This window comes from Limnohabitans sp. TEGF003 (assembly GCF_055395455.1).
This window is the reverse complement of record NZ_AP029225.1, coordinates 851957-868614: the sequence shown is the minus strand read 5'-3', so window position 1 is coordinate 868614 and position 16658 is coordinate 851957. Positions and strand designations below refer to the sequence as shown.

At 59.2% G+C, this 16658-nt stretch carries 19 protein-coding genes; 3 read left to right on the top strand and 16 right to left on the bottom strand.

Annotated features, from left to right (window positions below):
* Positions 1-42 precede the first annotated feature (42 nt).
* The 3 genes from istA to ACZ5RT_RS04200 all read left to right on the top strand — a co-directional run bounded on the left by istA (position 43) and on the right by ACZ5RT_RS04200 (position 3440).
* Positions 43-1563: an IS21 family transposase gene (gene istA / locus ACZ5RT_RS04210; RefSeq protein ID WP_464453614.1), complete on the top strand. Its 1521-nt coding sequence runs from the start codon at positions 43-45 to the stop codon at positions 1561-1563.
* A complete protein-coding gene (gene istB, locus ACZ5RT_RS04205) occupies positions 1556-2371 on the top strand; it encodes an IS21-like element helper ATPase IstB (protein ID WP_464453613.1) in 816 nt (271 codons plus the stop codon). The genes istA and istB overlap by 8 nt, the downstream gene beginning before the upstream one ends.
* A gap of 61 nt (positions 2372-2432) precedes the next feature.
* On the top strand, positions 2433-3440 hold the full coding sequence (locus ACZ5RT_RS04200) for a dipeptidase (RefSeq protein ID WP_464453612.1): 1008 nt from the start codon (positions 2433-2435) through the stop codon (positions 3438-3440).
* Between the two features lie 55 nt (positions 3441-3495).
* Here ACZ5RT_RS04200 and ACZ5RT_RS04195 read toward each other — a convergent pair whose 3' ends face one another.
* The 16 genes from ACZ5RT_RS04195 to ACZ5RT_RS04120 all read right to left on the bottom strand — a co-directional run bounded on the left by ACZ5RT_RS04195 (position 3496) and on the right by ACZ5RT_RS04120 (position 16655).
* Positions 3496-4377, bottom strand: a complete 882-nt coding sequence (locus ACZ5RT_RS04195; RefSeq protein ID WP_464453611.1) for a sugar phosphate isomerase/epimerase family protein — start codon at positions 4375-4377, stop codon at positions 3496-3498.
* A 13-nt stretch (positions 4378-4390) separates the two neighbouring features.
* Positions 4391-5266, bottom strand: a complete 876-nt coding sequence (locus ACZ5RT_RS04190; RefSeq protein WP_291927911.1) for a 4-hydroxyphenylpyruvate dioxygenase — start codon at positions 5264-5266, stop codon at positions 4391-4393.
* A 41-nt stretch (positions 5267-5307) separates the two neighbouring features.
* On the bottom strand, positions 5308-6141 hold the full coding sequence (locus ACZ5RT_RS04185) for a shikimate dehydrogenase family protein (protein WP_464453610.1): 834 nt from the start codon (positions 6139-6141) through the stop codon (positions 5308-5310).
* A 27-nt stretch (positions 6142-6168) separates the two neighbouring features.
* Complete coding sequence (gene aroQ / locus ACZ5RT_RS04180) at positions 6169-6609, bottom strand: type II 3-dehydroquinate dehydratase (RefSeq protein WP_291927906.1); 441 nt, start codon at positions 6607-6609, stop codon at positions 6169-6171.
* Between the two features lie 63 nt (positions 6610-6672).
* Positions 6673-7704 carry a TRAP transporter substrate-binding protein gene (locus ACZ5RT_RS04175; RefSeq protein ID WP_108426732.1) on the bottom strand — a complete coding sequence of 344 codons (1032 nt, stop codon included), beginning with the start codon at positions 7702-7704 and terminating at the stop codon, positions 6673-6675.
* Positions 7705-7794: 90 nt separating this feature from the next.
* Positions 7795-9072 carry a TRAP transporter large permease subunit gene (locus tag ACZ5RT_RS04170; RefSeq protein WP_291927983.1) on the bottom strand — a complete coding sequence of 426 codons (1278 nt, stop codon included), beginning with the start codon at positions 9070-9072 and terminating at the stop codon, positions 7795-7797.
* 16 nt (positions 9073-9088) lie between these two features.
* Entirely contained in the window at positions 9089-9622 is a 534-nt protein-coding gene (locus tag ACZ5RT_RS04165) for a TRAP transporter small permease (RefSeq protein WP_464453609.1), read from the bottom strand.
* A 99-nt stretch (positions 9623-9721) separates the two neighbouring features.
* The gene (locus ACZ5RT_RS04160; RefSeq protein WP_464453608.1) at positions 9722-10414 is read right to left on the bottom strand and encodes a TetR/AcrR family transcriptional regulator; all 693 of its coding nucleotides are present in this window, start codon (positions 10412-10414) and stop codon (positions 9722-9724) included.
* Positions 10415-10438: 24 nt separating this feature from the next.
* Positions 10439-10684: an ATP-binding protein gene (locus tag ACZ5RT_RS04155; protein WP_464453607.1), complete on the bottom strand. Its 246-nt coding sequence runs from the start codon at positions 10682-10684 to the stop codon at positions 10439-10441.
* 4 nt (positions 10685-10688) lie between these two features.
* Positions 10689-11126: an acyl-CoA thioesterase gene (locus ACZ5RT_RS04150; RefSeq protein ID WP_108426736.1), complete on the bottom strand. Its 438-nt coding sequence runs from the start codon at positions 11124-11126 to the stop codon at positions 10689-10691.
* 6 nt (positions 11127-11132) lie between these two features.
* Positions 11133-11966 (bottom strand): shikimate dehydrogenase, encoded by an 834-nt coding sequence (aroE, locus tag ACZ5RT_RS04145; RefSeq protein WP_464453606.1) that lies wholly within the window; start codon positions 11964-11966, stop codon positions 11133-11135.
* Between the two features lie 68 nt (positions 11967-12034).
* A complete protein-coding gene (locus tag ACZ5RT_RS04140) occupies positions 12035-13213 on the bottom strand; it encodes an MFS transporter (RefSeq protein ID WP_464453605.1) in 1179 nt (392 codons plus the stop codon).
* Between the two features lie 12 nt (positions 13214-13225).
* Positions 13226-14182, bottom strand: a complete 957-nt coding sequence (locus ACZ5RT_RS04135; RefSeq protein ID WP_464453604.1) for a Gfo/Idh/MocA family oxidoreductase — start codon at positions 14180-14182, stop codon at positions 13226-13228.
* 103 nt (positions 14183-14285) lie between these two features.
* A complete protein-coding gene (locus tag ACZ5RT_RS04130) occupies positions 14286-15164 on the bottom strand; it encodes a class III extradiol dioxygenase subunit beta (RefSeq protein ID WP_464453603.1) in 879 nt (292 codons plus the stop codon).
* 37 nt (positions 15165-15201) lie between these two features.
* Positions 15202-15639, bottom strand: coding sequence for a protocatechuate 4,5-dioxygenase subunit alpha (gene ligA, locus ACZ5RT_RS04125; RefSeq protein WP_291927877.1), 438 nt, complete (start codon positions 15637-15639; stop codon positions 15202-15204).
* An 80-nt stretch (positions 15640-15719) separates the two neighbouring features.
* Positions 15720-16655 (bottom strand): amidohydrolase family protein, encoded by a 936-nt coding sequence (locus ACZ5RT_RS04120; protein WP_464453602.1) that lies wholly within the window; start codon positions 16653-16655, stop codon positions 15720-15722.
* Positions 16656-16658: the final 3 nt, after the last annotated feature.

Sequence of the window (16658 nt, the reverse complement as noted above, 5' to 3'; positions counted from 1 at the left end):
ACCCTGCTGATTTTTTGGGCAGGGTGGTCCGGAGTGATCAACGTGAGTACATTGAGCAAATTGCGCCGTCTTGTCTTGAGGGACGGCATATCCATTCGCGAGGCCAGCAACCGGCTGGGGATTTCTCGCAATACGGCCAAGAAGTGGCTGGATCAGCCCGAGATGGTGGAGCCCCGTTATCCGAAGCGGGCATCAGGTCCGGGGATTTTGGAGCCATTTGAGGAGGTGCTGGCGCAGTGGCTGAAGTCCGACAGTCATCGCAACAAACGCGAGCGCCGGGGCACCAAGGCATTGTTTGAAGGGCTGCGGGCGCTGGGCTATCCGGGCAGGCGCGGGCCGGTGTACACCTTTGCCCTGCGCTGGCGCAAAGAGCAGGACTTGGCGGCCAAGGGGCAGGGTTTTGTGCCGATGCACTTTGACATGGGCGAGGCGTTCCAGTTTGACTGGAGCACCGAGTACGCGGTCATTGGCGGTTTGCGCAGGCGCCTGGAGGTGGCGCACACCAAACTGGCGGCCAGCCGGGCGTTTGTGCTGTCGGCCTATTACAACCAGGCGCACGAGATGTTGTTTGAGGCCCATGCCCGGGCGTTTGCTGTGTTTGGCGGCATCACCAAGCGCGGCATCTACGACAACATGAAGACGGCGGTGGACAAGGTGGGCGAAGGCAAGAAGCGCATCGTCAACGCCCGCTTTGAAACGATGACGGGCCACTACCTGTTTGATCCTGAGTTCTGCAACCGGGCATCGGGTTGGGAGAAAGGCATCGTTGAGAAGAACGTGCAGGACCGGCGACGGGGCATCTGGCGCGAGGCCAGTGAGCGGCGCTGGAACTCGCTCGAAGAACTCAACGCCTGGCTGCACAAAGCCTGTGTCGACGCCTGGGAGCATTTGCAGCATCCCGAATGGACTCAGATGAGCATTGCCGATGTGTACCAAGACAAGCGGCTGCGGCTGATGCCTAATCCCCGGCCATTTGATGGGTACATCGAGCACCCGGCGCGGGTGTCTTCCACATCGCTGATCAGTTTCCAGCGTAACCGTTACAGCGTGCCCTGCGAATGGGTCAACGCGATGGTGAGTGTGCGGGTGTATCACGACCATTTGATGGTGGTCTCGCCGGAGGGGGAGTTCATCCGGCTCAAGCGCTGCTTTGAGCGGGACCAGACCATTTATGACTGGACGCACTACATCGCGCTGATCGAGCGCAAGCCCGGCGCTTTGCGCAATGGAGCACCGTTCAGGACGATGCCCGAGCCATTACGGCAGTTGCAGGATCAGTTGCTGCGGCACCCCGGTGGAGATCGGGTCATGGCGCAGGTGCTCAACGCGGTGACCTTGCACGGGCTGGAAGCTGTGCTGGTGGCCGCTGAGCTGGCCTTGCAGTCCGGGCGGGTCAGCGCCGAGCATGTGCTGAACGTGCTCTCGCGGCTGAAGGAACAAACCCGAAGCAACGAGCCGGTGCACACCCACCTGAACCTGAGCAGGCCGTCACAGGCCAATGTGGACCGGTATGACCGGCTGCGAAGTCAGCAGATGAGCGGACAGGAGGTCAGCCATGCTTGATCTGATTGCTGACTTCAAGGAGCTGGGCTTGCACGGCATGGCCAGTGCCTGGCCGGAAGTTCAAGGCACGGCCCGCATCAAGTCGCTGGACCACGAAACGGTGCTGATGCAATTGATCAAGGCCGAGAAGGCGCAACGCGAGGTGCGCTCCATGGCCTATCAAATGCGTGTGGCCCGATTCCCGGCGCACCGGGATTTGTTGGGCTTTGACTTCACGCAGGCCCATGTGGACGAGGCCTTGGTCCAAAAGCTCCACAGCCTGGAGTTTGTGAATTCGGCGCACAACGTGGTGTTGGTGGGTGGCCCGGGCACGGGCAAAACCCACCTGGCCACCAGTCTGGGCGTCCAAGCCATCCGTGCTCATGGCAAGCGGGTTCGATTCTTCTCCACGGTGGAACTGGTCAACGCTCTGGAGCTGGAGAAAGCGCAAAACAAAACCGGTCAACTGGCCTATCGGCTGATGTACGTGGACATGGTGATCCTAGACGAGATGGGCTACCTGCCATTCACCCAGTCCGGCGGGGCACTGCTGTTTCACTTGCTCTCCAAGCTCTACGAGCGCACCAGCGTGGTCATCACGACCAACCTGAACTTCTCGGAATGGAGCAACGTGTTTGGCGATGCCAAGATGACCACGGCGCTGCTGGACCGTCTGACGCACCACTGCCACATCGTGGAGACAGGCAATGAAAGCTGGCGGTTCAAGAACTCAACGGCCGCCGCCGTTCCCACCAAACCTCAGCGGGCCAAAGCCCAGAAAGGAGAAGCCCAGGGCACCGAGCAGCTAGACTTATCCACAACCAACTGAACAAAACTTCCCTAAAACCAGTGGCTCAATATTCAACGTGAACACTGGCTCAGTTTGGCTGATGAATCAACAGGCCGACGTACATTCGCATCTTGGCTTGGTACAAAGAACCGTAACGCGTTCCGATTTTCTAGAGCAAGCACAGGAGGCTCAACTGGGCTTGATGGCCTGGTGTGTGGTGCCGGATGGTCCCTGGTTGAAATCGACGCCATCCGGTATTGAGCAAAGAGCCGAACCTGGCAATGGCCAGCTGGCTTTCGAGTTCAATAAGAAAATTCGTGAAATTAAGACATATCTGTCGGACAAAAAAACTCCCCATGTCACATCCGCATCCGATGTGGATGAGGCCGTGAAAGGCAAGACTTTTGTGGTGTTGTCATCCGAGGGCGCAGACTTTCTGGAAGGCAAGCTGGAGGATCTGGCCAAGGCTCATGCCATAGGTTTGCGCCATTTGCAGCTGGTGCATTACATCCGCAATCCTGTGGGCGATCTGCAAACCATCGCGCCACGCTTTGGCGGACTGACGGCTTTGGGCAAGTCATTGGTCGCAGAATGCAACAGATTGGGGATCCTGATTGATCTGGCCCACAGCGATGCCATCAGTGTGGAGCAAGCTTTGGAAATTTCCCAAAAACCTGTGATCTGGTCACACGGTTGGGTCTCCATGACACAAGGACGCTACGACGATAAATTTGGGGTTTTGGCACGCCGACTGGCCATGAGTAACGCCAAAAAAATCACCGACAAAGGGGGGGTTATCGGATTGTGGTCACTGGGTATCAGCGAAGGTGGCCGAGCCCAATACCCTGAATACCCGATTGCATTAGATCCTGCAAAACGCTTCAAAACCTATGCGGAGGGCATCGCAAAAATGGTCAAAGAATTGGGCGCAGACCACGTTTGCTTTGGCACCGATATTGAAGGCGTAGGCTCCAATGGTGTTGTGAACTATTACCGTGAATTGAGACTGGTCGCCAACCTGCTGTCAGACACTGGACTGAGTGACACCGACATTCAAAAAGTGTGCATTGGCAACTACGCTCGTGTGCTGAAAGCTGCCATGGTCTGACTGTGACTCGCCCACGGGCAACATTCACATTGTCAGCACAGGCACCATCGACAGTTCAGACTGGCCGAAAGGTCCACTGCGGCAAAGGCGCCGATTTGTGCAGCACGTCCTGGTGCAACCAAATGGCGCTGCGCCGAGCGCGCTCAGCCACGGTCTCCAGCGGCAGCTGCTGGTAGTCGTCGTTGAAAACCTCGAAGCTGTAGTCACCCCGGTAGCCAATGCGGTCCAACCGCAACACCAGATCGGCCAGCTGCTCGCTGTGCACGCCCTCGCCCGGGAAAACTCGGAAAGTGCGGGCCGTGGTCATGCGCTCTTCAAAGGTGGGCGTTTCCTGCCACATGAAGTCCGACAGTTGCACCAGAAAGATTTTGGACGGGTCGAGCTCTTCGATGGCGTCCAAAGAGGTCTTGGCGGCAAAGATGTGGAAGGAATCGATGCCGATGCCCAGATTGGGACAATCGGCGCGGCACACCACATCCCAGCTGGTCGTAAACTCGTTGACCGTGCGTCCCCAGGACAAGGCTTCGTAGGCCACCTTGATGCCCAAAGGCACGGCCAGCATGGCAAGTTTTTTCAGGTCGGCGGCAATGGCATCGAGGTCTTGCGTGGCGTGGCGCGAAGTGGACGAACAAGCCAGCAAGACTTTGCTGCCCGTGGCTGCGCACATCTCGAGCATGGCTTTGGCGATGTCGAGTTTGTAGCTGTGCAGGTGACCCGACAAGCCTTCAAAATCACGCAGTACCTGAAAGCCAGTGGGTCGCATGCCGCTGGCCTGAACCGCCGCTACGGCGGCCTGTACGCCACCAGGGTGCGTGACCAAATCGCGAGCCATCAGCATCACCTGCGAAAAACCTGCCCCTTTCATGGCGGCCAGCTTGGCCTCCAGGGTGCCGGCCATGGTGATGGTGTCCATGCCGTAGCCGTCGAGCAAGTTCATGGCAGCTCCCGGCTCATTGGTGAACAAGTTCAAAGGCTACAGAGCCCAGTGCCGCGCGGGTCAAGGCACCCCGATCTTCGGGATGCAATTGGGTCGACTCGACAAATTCCACACCACGGGCTTTCAGCGCCATCACGGCCTGCCCCACATCGGGCACGCCAAAACCGATGCGCTGCAGGCACTCGGGGCTGTCGTCACCGTCCATCCAGGGCTCGGGCTCGATCAGTTGCCACAGGAATGTGCCGCAGGGGCTTTTCATCAGCTTCCCCTTGGGCAGGATACCAAAGCGTTCCTCGTCAGGTATGGCGCTGAAGTCGAACATGTGTTCGTAATAGGTTTGCCAGTCGGCACTGCGGGACGCACCGATGTACTGCACCACACCGAAATAACTCATGCCTGCCAGCGCAGGTGGATTTGGGTCCACCGTGGGGATGGGTTTGAAGTCGATGTCGTAGATGGAAAATTCTTGCCAGCGGTCCACAAAGTAAAAGCGACTGCCACCGGGGCCATGGATGGCGGGAATGTGCAGCTCCATGGCCTGCGCGTGGCTGCCCACGCTCCAGGCCCCCAAGTCCAGGCAACGGGTGTGCGCTTTCAGGGCATCCTGCACCCGAAACGCCACGGCCGACATCACAGGCTGACCATCCACCGTGGCGCTCACGCGGGCGTCATCAGGGTTGGCGTTCACCACCAGGTTCATCGTGCCCTGGCGGTACAAAGTGACCTCTCGCGAGCGGTGGCGGGCCACTGGGCGAAAGCCCATGTTCTCGAGCACCTGCCCCAGCGCCTGCGGGCGGCTGGTGGCGTATTCGATGAATTCAATGCCGGCAATGCCCAGACGGTTGGGCATGTCGGGGACGGCTTCGCGGTCCACTTTGTTCAGGGTCATCTCAAGGCTCCAGTCAGACGCTCGGTTCGAAGGGTCAGGGCTCAATAACTCAACCGCGCCACGCGTCGCAACACATCGGCGGTGGTCGTCGGCAAGCCGAAATATTCCAGATAGGCCGGGATTTGTTCGTACAGCATGTCGGTGCCCACCTGCGTGCGGCAGCCGCGTGCCTGCGCCGCCGCCAAAAATGCGGTGGTTTCGGCTTTCATCACGACTTCGCCCACAAAGGTGTCAGGCGACAGGCGCGACACATCCATCGGCAACGGGTCGCCATCGTTCATGCCCATGGGGGTGGCGTTGACGACCAGATCGTGACCGGCCGGATCGCTCGATCCCGTGCGCACGTCAATTCGGGGGTAGTTGTCTTTCAGGCGTTGGGCCAATGCTTCGCAGCCCGCCGTGTTCACATCGAACAAGCTGATGGCGGCAATGCCTGCGCCAGCCAGCGAGGCAGCAATGGCGCAGCCCACGCCACCGGTGCCCACCACCAGCACGCGCTTGCCGGTCACATCAAAGCCCTTGCGCTGCACGCCCCGCACAAAGCCTGCACCATCAAACATGTCGCCCACCAGGCGACCATCGGGCAAGCGCTTGACCGCGTTGCAGGCACCGGCCACGCGCACCGTGGCGGTCACCTCGTCGAGCAGGCCCACCGTGCTGACCTTGTGCGGCATGGTGATCAGCGCGCCACGGATGTTTTCCAGCGTGAACACCGACTTCAGGAACGCAGGGTAGTGCGCACTTTGGCAGCCCATGGGCACGACGACCGCGTTGATGCCCGCCTCTTCAAAGTAGGGGTTGTAGATCATCGGCGACTTGAAGGTGTGCGTGGGGTAGCCGATGTGGGCGATGAGTTCGGTGTGGCCGTTGATCATGGAATGGGCGATGGGGGATCGGAGCAATCAAGCGGCTTTGGCCGCAGAAACGCCAGCGCGCAAGGCCAGCAAATAACTGTCGGCGCCAAAGCCACAGATCTGGCCTTTGACGATCTCGGCAAACACCGACTTGTGACGGAATTCTTCACGGGCATGGATGTTGGACATGTGCAACTCCACGACTGGGCAGGTCAGCACCGCCAGCGCATCGCGAATGGCGTAGCTGTAGTGGGTCCAGGCACCCGCGTTGATCAGCACGGCATCGACGTTGTCAAAGTAGGCCTGGTGAATGCGCTCGCACATGTCGCCTTCGTGGTTGGTCTGGTAGCACTCGACCACAGCGCCCAGCTCTTGGCCCAGCTTGTGCAGGCTGGCATTGATTTCATCGAGGGTGATGGTGCCGTATTGCTGGGGGTCGCGTTTGCCGAACATGTTGTGGTTCACGCCGTGCAGCATCAAGACTTTCATGACAAATCCTTCAGGTAAAAAAAGATGGCCCCGCCGCACACGCGGCGAAGCCTTCGCGGGCAATTACTTGCCTGACTTCTTGGCAGGCGCAGCAGCCGCTGTACGCACCTTTTCAATTTCGGCTTGCAGCTCCTTGACCAGGTCTTGGCCCACGGTCACGCCGTATTTGGCAGTCACAGGGCGCATCTTGTCGCGCAGCTTGGCCATTTCAGCTTCTGGCAACTGGGTCACCTGCATGCCGTTTTTCTTCAGGTTGTCGAGGATGCTGGCTTCCAAGGCACGGGCTTTTTCACGCTGGAATTTGGCCGACTCGGTCACGGCATCGGCCACGATTTTTTTCTCGGCAGCCGACAACTTTTCCCAGAACCTCTTGCTGATGATGACCGACTGGGGGTTGTACTGGTGGCCGGTCAAGGCCAGGTGCTTTTGCACTTCGTACAGCTTGGCACCGTTGATGGTGGCCACCGGGTTTTCCTGGCCGTCAACAGCTTTTTGTTCCAAAGCGGCATACAGCTCGGGGAATGGCAGTGGTGTGGGGTTGGCGCCCAGGGCCTTGACCCAGTCCACGTTGATCGGATTGGGGATCACGCGCAGTTTCAGGCCTTCCAGGTCCTCCACCTTGTTGATGGCGCGCTTGCTGTTGGTGATGTTGCGGAAACCCAGCTCGTAAAAGCCCAGGCCAATGATGCCCTTGTCTTCCAGCTTGGCGTGCAGCTTCTTGCCAAACGCGCCGTCGACGGCCGCGTCAGCTTCTTTGCCAGAGCCGAACATGAAGGGGAAGTCAAAAATTGCGAATTCCTTGACTTGCGAAGCGAAGATGCCCGAGTTCATCGACGCCATCTCCAAGGTTCCGCCCTGAATGGCGGAAACGTTGGCCTGGTCACTGCCCAAAGTGCCACCGGGGAACACGTTGACCTTGATCTTGCCGCCGGAGTTCTTCTCCACGATTTCCTTGAACTTTTCCATGCCCAACACGATGGGGTGACCGGCTGCGTTCTGGTTAGCGAACTTGATGGTTTTGTCTTGGGCCGATGCCACGCCCATGGCGGCCAAGGCCACGGTGGCGATCAAGGATTGGATGAATACACGTTTCATGAGATGTCTCCAGAAAAAAATTGAAGGACGTACGCTGTGCATCAAGGGGTTGGTCGTCAGGCGTACCCGATCAGACAACCAAACCAGGAATCAATAGAACCAACGGGCTGGCACCATGACCAAGGCCGGGAACGCCACCATGGCGAACATGATGATGAATTGGGCGATCATGAACGGCATCACGCCGCGCGTGACTTCGTCCATGCTGATTTTGCCGACACCCGCCACCGCATTGAGCACCGTGCCCACGGGGGGTGTGATCAGACCAATCGCATTGTTGATGATGAACAACACGCCGAAGTAAACCGGGTCAATGCCAGCGGCCTTGACCACAGGCATGAGCACAGGCGTCAAGAGCAGGATGGTCGGTGTCATGTCAAGCGCGGTGCCCACCACCATGGTGATGACCATGATGGTCAGCATCAGCAAGCGTGGGCTGTCCAGCAAAGGCTGCAACAGCTCGATCAACTGCGCAGGCAAATTGGCCACCGTGATCAGCCAGGCCGAGACCATGGCCGCAGCCACCAGAAACATCACGATCGCACTGGTCTTGGCCGAATTCACAAACAAGGGGTACAGATCTTTCAGACCCAGTTCGCGGTAGATGAAGGTGGAGATGAACAGCGCGTACACCGCCGCCACCACCGCAGCTTCGGTGGGTGTGAAAACGCCGAACTTGAGACCGAACACCACGATCAAAGGCAACACCAAGGCCCAGGTGGCCTCGCGCATGGCCACCAGGATCTCGCCCATGGATTTGCGGGGCGGCACTTGCACCACCTCGCGCCGCGCCAGCCACCACCAGGTGATCCACAGCGACGCACCCAGCAGGATGCCGGGCACGATACCGGCCATGAACAGCTTGGAGATGGACACATTGCCCGCCACGCCAAAGATCACAAAGCCGATGCTGGGTGGGATCACCGGGGCGATGATGCCGGCCGAAGCGATCAGGCCAGCTGAACGGGCCCGGTCATGGCCGGCAGCCACCATCATGGGCAAGAGTAAAGCCGACAGCGCCGCCGCATCGGCCACGGCAGAGCCCGACAAGGCCGCCATGATCACAGCCGCCATGATGGTCACATAACCCAGACCGCCTTTGATGTGCCCAACGCAGGCCATGGCAAAGTTGACGATGCGGCGCGACAGACCGCCCGCATTCATGATTTCACCAGCCAGCATGAAGAACGGCACCGCCAGCAATGGGAAGCTGTTGGAGCCTTCGAGCAGGTTCTGCGCCAGGATCTGGGCATCGAACATGTCCAGATGCCACATCAGGGCCACACCGCAGATCAGCAAAGAAAACGCGATCGGGATGCCAATGGCCATGGCACCGATCAATGAGAAAACAAAAATGGCAATCGTCATGTCCGTCCCCGCGCGCTCAGGCTTTGTCTGCGCCATGCGGCGACTCTTCGGATTCCTGGATCATGACCAGGTCTTCGTCTCGCATTTGCCCGGTGAGCAAGCGAAACAACTCGGTCAACAAGATCAAGCCGCCCAGCACCGCAAACACCACACCGGGGGCATAAATCCAGGCCATGGACACTTCCATCACCGCGCTGGTGCTGTCCAGGTTGATCACGGTTTGCTGGTAAGCACCGCTGAACAGCAGCCAGCAAATGAACAACATGGCCAGGTAGGACAGGGCCAAGCAGAACTTTTTACCCGCTGGACCGAGTTTGCCCACCAGCATGTCGGTGCCCAGGTGGCCATGCTCCTTGAGGGCAATGACCGCACCCATGAACGTCATCCAGACAAACAACCAGCGCGACAACTCTTCGGACAAGGTGATGCCCGAGTTGAAACCGTAGCGCATGACCACGTTGCCAAACACCAGCACCACCATCACGGCCAGACAAGCCGCAATGACCACGCTCAGCACTTGGCAAAACCCGTCAATGAATTTTTGAACCACCACACATCTCCCAAATAGGACTGCTGATAATGTACGAACTGGTTAGTTTTTCATGATCAGTAATTACCCTCATAGCCAAATGCTTGCGATCGCTACCAGTTATGCCGAAATGGAATGGCTGACAAAACGCTGGATCAACTCGACCACATGCACGCGCTTGAGGGTGGTGGCTTTGTCCTGACTGGCACGGTCCTGAAAAATCAGGCCAAAGGTGTGGCGGTTGGACACATTGAAGAATGTGAAGGCCGAAATCGCCGAGTGGATGTCCACCGGGTCCAGCCCTGACCTGAACACGCCCTGCGCCACACCCCGGTCATACACCGCCTTGACCGAGGCGATGGCGTTCGTGTTCAACTGTTGAATGCTCTGGCTTTTGCGCAGATAGTCCCCGCGCTGGATGTTCTCGTTCATCACCAGCCGGATGAAATCCTCGTTGTCCCGGTGGTGGTCGTAGGTGAACTCCACCAGCTTCTTCAAGGCATCCATCGGCGGCAAGTCGTCCAGGTGCAGATCGGACTCGATGGCGCGCATGCGCCGGTAGGCTTCTTCGAGCACCGCCAGGTACAGCCCGTCCTTGCTGCCGAAGTAGTAATAGATCATGCGCTTGCTGGTGCGCGTGGCCGCCGCTATGGCGTCGATGCGCGCCCCCGTCAGTCCCTTGTCGGCAAACTCGTGTGTGGCCACGGCCAGGATCTCGGCCATGGTGCGGGCCGGGTCGTTGGTGCGACCGGTTTCTTTGGCCGAATCTGTGTCGGCCGTCAGATTTTTATCGGAATGTACCAATTGGTTCATTTGACGAGTATAGATCGCCTCAAGTCACGGCCCAAGCCTTGGGTCCTCAGACCCATCCCTTGTGGGCGCGGAGGAGGTTTTGACCATGTTGATCACACCGAAGGGGCAACGCCGCTCGCACAGGCTGCAACCGGTGCAGGCCTCTGGCGCGTGCAAGACCGACCGCTTTCGCCAGGCCTGCACCTGCAGGCTCAGCACACGTGGTGGACACGCCGCCACACACCAGCCGCAGCCGGTGCAACGGTTGGTGTGGATGTGCGGCAGCCGCATGGGCTCAGAGGGCCTTCAGTTCGGCCACCTTGTGCCAAAACGCTTCAGGGACCAGCGCCACGGTGCGCGTCTGCCGGTCCACAAACACGATGCCAATTTTGCCGCGCGCCACCTCGCGGCCAGTGTCCAGACACTCCATGCGGTAGACCAGGTCAAAACCGTATTTATTGGGGTCTTGCGGCACCATGCTCACCCGCATGGTCTCGCCATGAAAGCCTTCAGACTTGTACTGCGCCACCATGTCACCCACCACAATGGGATGACCCGCCACATTGCCCTCGGTGTAACCCAGTGATTTGAAAAACCGCACACGGGCTTCGGACACGAGTGTCAGCAGCTGCGCGTTGTCCAGGTGCCCACCCTGGTTGACGTGGCTGATGTAAATCTGGATGTCCGTGGCAAAGACAAAGCGCTCAGGAAGGGAGAACTGGATACGGGGCATAAAAGATCAGATGAGGGGCACCGTGAGCTGTTCGATCACATTGCGGGTGTCTGGGCGCACGCCACGCCACCATGCAAACGCCTCGGCGGCTTGCTCGGCCAGCATGCCCACGCCATCGGCCAAGCGCGTCACATCGGCCTGTTTGGCCAGCTGCAGGAAAGGCGTGAGGCCTTTGCCATAGGTCAGGTCATAAGCCAGACAGCCCGGCGCAAAAACCGAGGCCCACAAAGGCGGCAATTGAGCCGCCAGACTGGCTGAAGTGGCATTCAACACCAGGTCGAAACTTTGATCGCTCAGATCGGTATAACCGATGCCCCGAACCGGCACCGAACCGCTTTGGTGTTTGCGGGCCAATTCGACCAACTCCTGAGCTTTAGCAACGGTGCGATTGACGATCACCAACTCGGCTGGTTGTTCGACCAGAAGGGGCAACAAAGCACCGCGTGTGGCGCCGCCTGCACCCAAAATCAACACCCGACGCCCTTGCACAGGACAGTTCAGGTTGTGCACCAGATCGCGCACCAAGCCGACACCGTCAAAGTTTTCGGCATACACCTTGTCACCCTCGAACTTCATGGCATTCACAGCGCCAGCCATCTGCGCACTGGGTGCCAGATCGGTCGCATAGGCAAAGGCATCGAGCTTGAAAGGAGCGGTCACATTCATGCCCCGGCCTCCGGATGCACGAAACGTGTCAACCACCGCCGCAAATCCACCCAATGGGGCCAGCAGTTTGGTGTATTCGATGTCTTGGCCCGTCACCTGAGCAAAAGCGGTGTGAATGAGCGGCGACTTGCTCTGCTCAATGGGGTTGCCGATGACGGCGTAACGGTCGGTCATGAAAAAGTTCCAGCAAACGAGGCCGCCATCTTATCGCCCCAAGATGCAGGGGACCTGACTGATTGGGATCAGTGCCGCCCCACCAAGCGGTGCACAAAAAACCCCAGCACAGCCACACCCGCGGCAGCCAGACTGAAGGCGTAAGGCAGCCAGCCGTGGTCAACGCTTTCGGCCATCAGCAGCACACCGCTTGACTGCCCAAAGAAAAGCAGACAAGCAAACAAAGTGACCGCCGTGCCACGGGATGCCGGAGCCATTTGGGTGGCCTGAACCTGCAGGGTGTTGTGCAACATGTAAAAACCAAAACCTGTGGCCAAACAAGCCAACATGCCCAGAACCGGCTGGTGCGCCCAGCCCAGCGTGAACAAACCCAGTGCAATGCAGGCTACACCGGTTCTGACCAGACCGCGTTCGCCGCCCAACCAGCCTAACCAACGGCGAGCCAATTGGCTGTAGAGCAAGCCACCCACACCGTACAGCATCATGACCGAGCCAGCCAAGACCACACTCATGTCAAATTGCTGGTGCAAATGTGTCGGAATGAAGGCCATGGCGCCGAAGACCAATGCGCCTTCGATCGCTGTCACGGTAAGCACCTGTCGAACACGCGCCACACGCAACATCTGGAAGGTGTTGGCAAAGTACGCAACGAAACTGGTCGCGCCTGAGGCTGCTGCTTGGGTTGAGGCACTGCGCAACTTGCGCCACAACATGAACGCCGCCAAGGTGAAGAGTGCGGACACCACCGCAAACGCCGCTCGCCAGCCCAGATGCTCCGCCGCAAAGCCACCAAACCACAGCCCGGCCATCATGCCGCTCACGGTGTAACCCATGAGTTTGGCCAGGGTTTCTTGTCTGCGGTCATAGGCCACCTGATCCCCGATCCAGGCCATGGACAAGGGGATGATGCCCGCGGCTGCTGCCCCCATGAAGCCGCGCATGACCACCAGCAAGGTCAGGTCTGAGGCCATGCTGGTGACGGCACTGAACACGGCGCAAGCGAGCACCGCCAAGGAAATGACGCGCAACTTGCCAAAACGGTCGCCCAGCGGGCCGTAAAACAATTGCAGCACGCCATAAGCCACGGCAAAGGCCGAAACCACACGGGAAGCCTCACCCGTCGTGACCTGAAACTCCTGACCCAGCACCACCAGCATCGGGTCGCACAGGCGCATCGAGGCCATGCTGGCGAAACCCGCCAGACCCATCACGCGCAAACTGTTGCGCTCGGTTTGCGCTGTGCTCAATTCAACGGCCTGTCAGCCATGGAGTTGCTGTTCCAGATCGTGCAAGACCTTGTAGCAAGGCAGCACTTGCGCGATGCTCGAATTGGGCTCGCGGCCTTCACGGATGGCCGCAAAGAACTCGCGGTCCTGCAACTCGATGCCGTTCATGGACACAGCCACTTGCGACACGTCGATCTTTTCTTCCTTGCCGGTGTACAGGTCGTCGTAACGGGCCAGATAGGTGCCGGTGTCGCCGATGTAGCGGAAGTAAGTTCCCAGGGGGCCATCGTTGTTGAAACTGAGCGACAAAGTGCAGATCGCGCCGTTGGCCGCCTTGAGCTGGATGCTCATGTCCATGGCGATGCCCAACGTGGGGTGGATCGGGCCTTGCACCGCGTTGGCTTTGACAATGGGGCTGCCGCACTGGTAGGCGAACAGGTCCACCGTGTGCGCAGCGTGGTGCCACAGCAGGTGGTCGGTCCAGCTGCGGGCCTGGCCCAGCGCGTTCATGTTGGTGCGGCGGAAGAAGTAGGTCTGCACATCCATTTGCTGGATGTTGAACTCCCCTGCCTTGATCTTGTGGTTCACCCACTGGTGGCTCGGGTTGAAGCGGCGGGTGTGGCCCACCATGGCCACCAGACCGGTTTCCTTTTGAACGCGCAGGACTTCCTGACCTTCCTTGTACACGTCGCACAGCGGAATCTCGACCTGCACATGCTTGCCCGCCTTCAGGCAAGCCAGGGTCTGGCTGGCGTGCATCTGGGTGGGCGTGCAAAGAATGACCGCATCGACTTCTTTCAAAGCGAGCGACTCGTTCAGATCGGTGGTGACGTGACCAATCCCGTATTTGTCCGCCACCTCTTTGGTTTTAGCGAACTCGCGGCCGATCAGCGAAACGACTTCCACGCCGTCGATGTTCTGGATGCCGTCCAGGTGTTTGATGCCGAAGGCACCTGCGCCCGCCAGGGCGACTTTGATGGTTTTGCTCATGGTTTTATCCTCAGTTCGTATCGGGTATTTTGTAGGAGGTCGCCCCTGCGGCCGAATGAGGGTTTAACAACATTCGGCTGCGGGGGCGACCTCCTACAGGGGATCAACTGTTTTCCAGAATCACATGCCCGACCGCTGTGTTGCTGGCAGGCACATGGTAGAAGCGGTGACGCACCTTGGGCGCAGGGCCTGTGGCTTGGCCGTCCTGGATGTCGCTCATCGCGCCCCGGGCGATCAGCCACATGACCAGCTCGATGCCTTCGCTGCCCGCTTCGCGCACATAGTCGATGTGCGGTGTGGCAGCGGCAGCCGCTGGGTCGTTGATGAGTTGGTCCAACCAGGCGTTGTCCCACTCGCGGTTGATCAGGCCCGCACGCGCGCCTTGCAACTGATGGCTCATGCCGCCTGTGCCCCAGATGTGCACATTCAGGTCTTCGTCGTAGCTCTCGACCGCACGGCGAATCGCCTGACCCAGGTTGAAGCAACGTTGGCCGCTGGGCACGGGGTACTGCACCACGTTGACCGCAAACGGGATCACCGGGCAAGGCCAGGCGTCCTTCACCGGATCGAGCTCGCCGCACATCAGCGACAGGGGCACCGTCAGGCCGTGGTCGACGTCCATCTTGTTGACGATGGTCAGGTCAAAATCTTGCTGAATGACCGACTGCGCGATGTGCGAAGCCAACTCGGGATGACCCTTGACTTGGGGCACCGGGCGTGGGCCCCAGCCTTCATCGGCAGGTGCGTACTCGGCGGCCGTGCCAATCGCAAAGGTCGGAATCATGTCCAGGCTGAAGGCCGTGGCATGGTCGTTGAACACCAGAAAGATCACATCGGGCTTGTTGTCCTTCATCCATTGCTTGGAGAAGTCGTAACCCGCGAACAGCGGTTTCCAGTAGTCTTCTTTCGTCTTGCCCAAATCCATGGCAGCGCCGATGGCGGGCACATGCGAAGTGAAAACGGATGCGGTGATTTTGGCCATGTCTTGTTCTCTCAAAATAATCGGGATCTGACCCCAATTAAGGTTTTTTGCCTGCTGCGCCTTGGGGCTGGTTGTGGGCCTGGGCGCTGCCGTTTTCGCCGATGTAGCGGTTGCCCTCGATGCTGCGCCCACCTGCGATCATCATGTTGCGGTATTCCTCTTCGGTCATGCCGGTCATGGAACCCGCCATCTGCTGGAAGCTCTTGCCATCGGTCGCGCCGATCTTGGCCAAGAAGTAGATGTTGCCGCCGGTGCGCATGCACCAGTTCAGGTCTCGCGCCAGCACGGCCTGCTTTTGCTCCTCGGTCATCTGCCATTCGTCCAGATAAGCACGCTCGTCGGCCTTGAACCGCTCACGGTTCTCAGCTTTCATGAGCGACATGCAAAACTGGTTGAGCCAATAGCCTTTGCGCGATTGCTCGGCGTCAAAGATGATCGTGCCGGGCACGTCTTTGTAGGGTTTGTCTAATGCCATCGAATACCTTTCAGGGGTTTGTCATGCCCGCGAAAGCGGGCATCCATGGATCCCGGGGCAAGCCCGGGATGACATCAAAATCATTTCACTTCTTCCGGCCAATAAAGGCGCATCGGGTTGTCCACCAGCAGCTTCCTCTGCAGCTCGGCCGTGGGCGCGATGTGCGGGATGAAGTCCACCAGCAGGCCGTCATCGGGCATGTGGTCTTTCAGGTTGGGGTGAGGCCAGTCGGTGCCCCACAGCACGCGGTCGGGGAAGTCTTGCACGATGCGCTTGGCAAACGGAATCACGTCCTGGTAAGCGTTCTGCTCACCATCCAGCGCCTTGGGGCCAGTGACCGACAGGCGCTCTGGGCAAGACACTTTGCTCCACACGTTTTTGTGCTCGCGCATGAACTTCTGGAACAGCGCAAACTGCGGTCCATCCACGGGCAGCGACACGTCGGGTCGGCCCATGTGGTCCACCACCACGGTGGTGGGCAGTGCGGTGAAGAAGTCCCACAGCTCGGGCAGATCGACCGCCTCGAAGTAAATGACCACGTGCCAACCCCACTTGGCGATGCGGTTGGCGATGTCCATCAGCTCATCTTTGGGCGTGAAGTCCACCAGACGTTTGACGAAGTTGAAGCGCACACCACGCACACCGGCATCGTGCATGGCCTGGATTTCTTCGTCCGTTACGTTGCGCTTGACCGTGGCCACGCCACGCGCCTTGCCGCCCGAGTGGACCAAGGCATCCACCATGGCGCGGTTGTCTGCGCCGTGGCAGGTGGCTTGGACCACCACGTTGCGCGCAAATCCCAGGTGATCACGCAGCGCGTACAACTGGTGCTTGGACGCATCGCAGGGCGTGTACTTGCGCTCGGGCGCATAGGGAAACTCGGCGCCGGGGCCAAACACGTGGCAGTGCGCGTCGACCGCGCCTTCGGGCACCTTGAAAACGGGCTTGGAAGGACCGGTGTACCAGTCCATCCAGCCTGCGGTTTTGGTGAAATCACCTGTTGTAGGTTTGCTCACTTT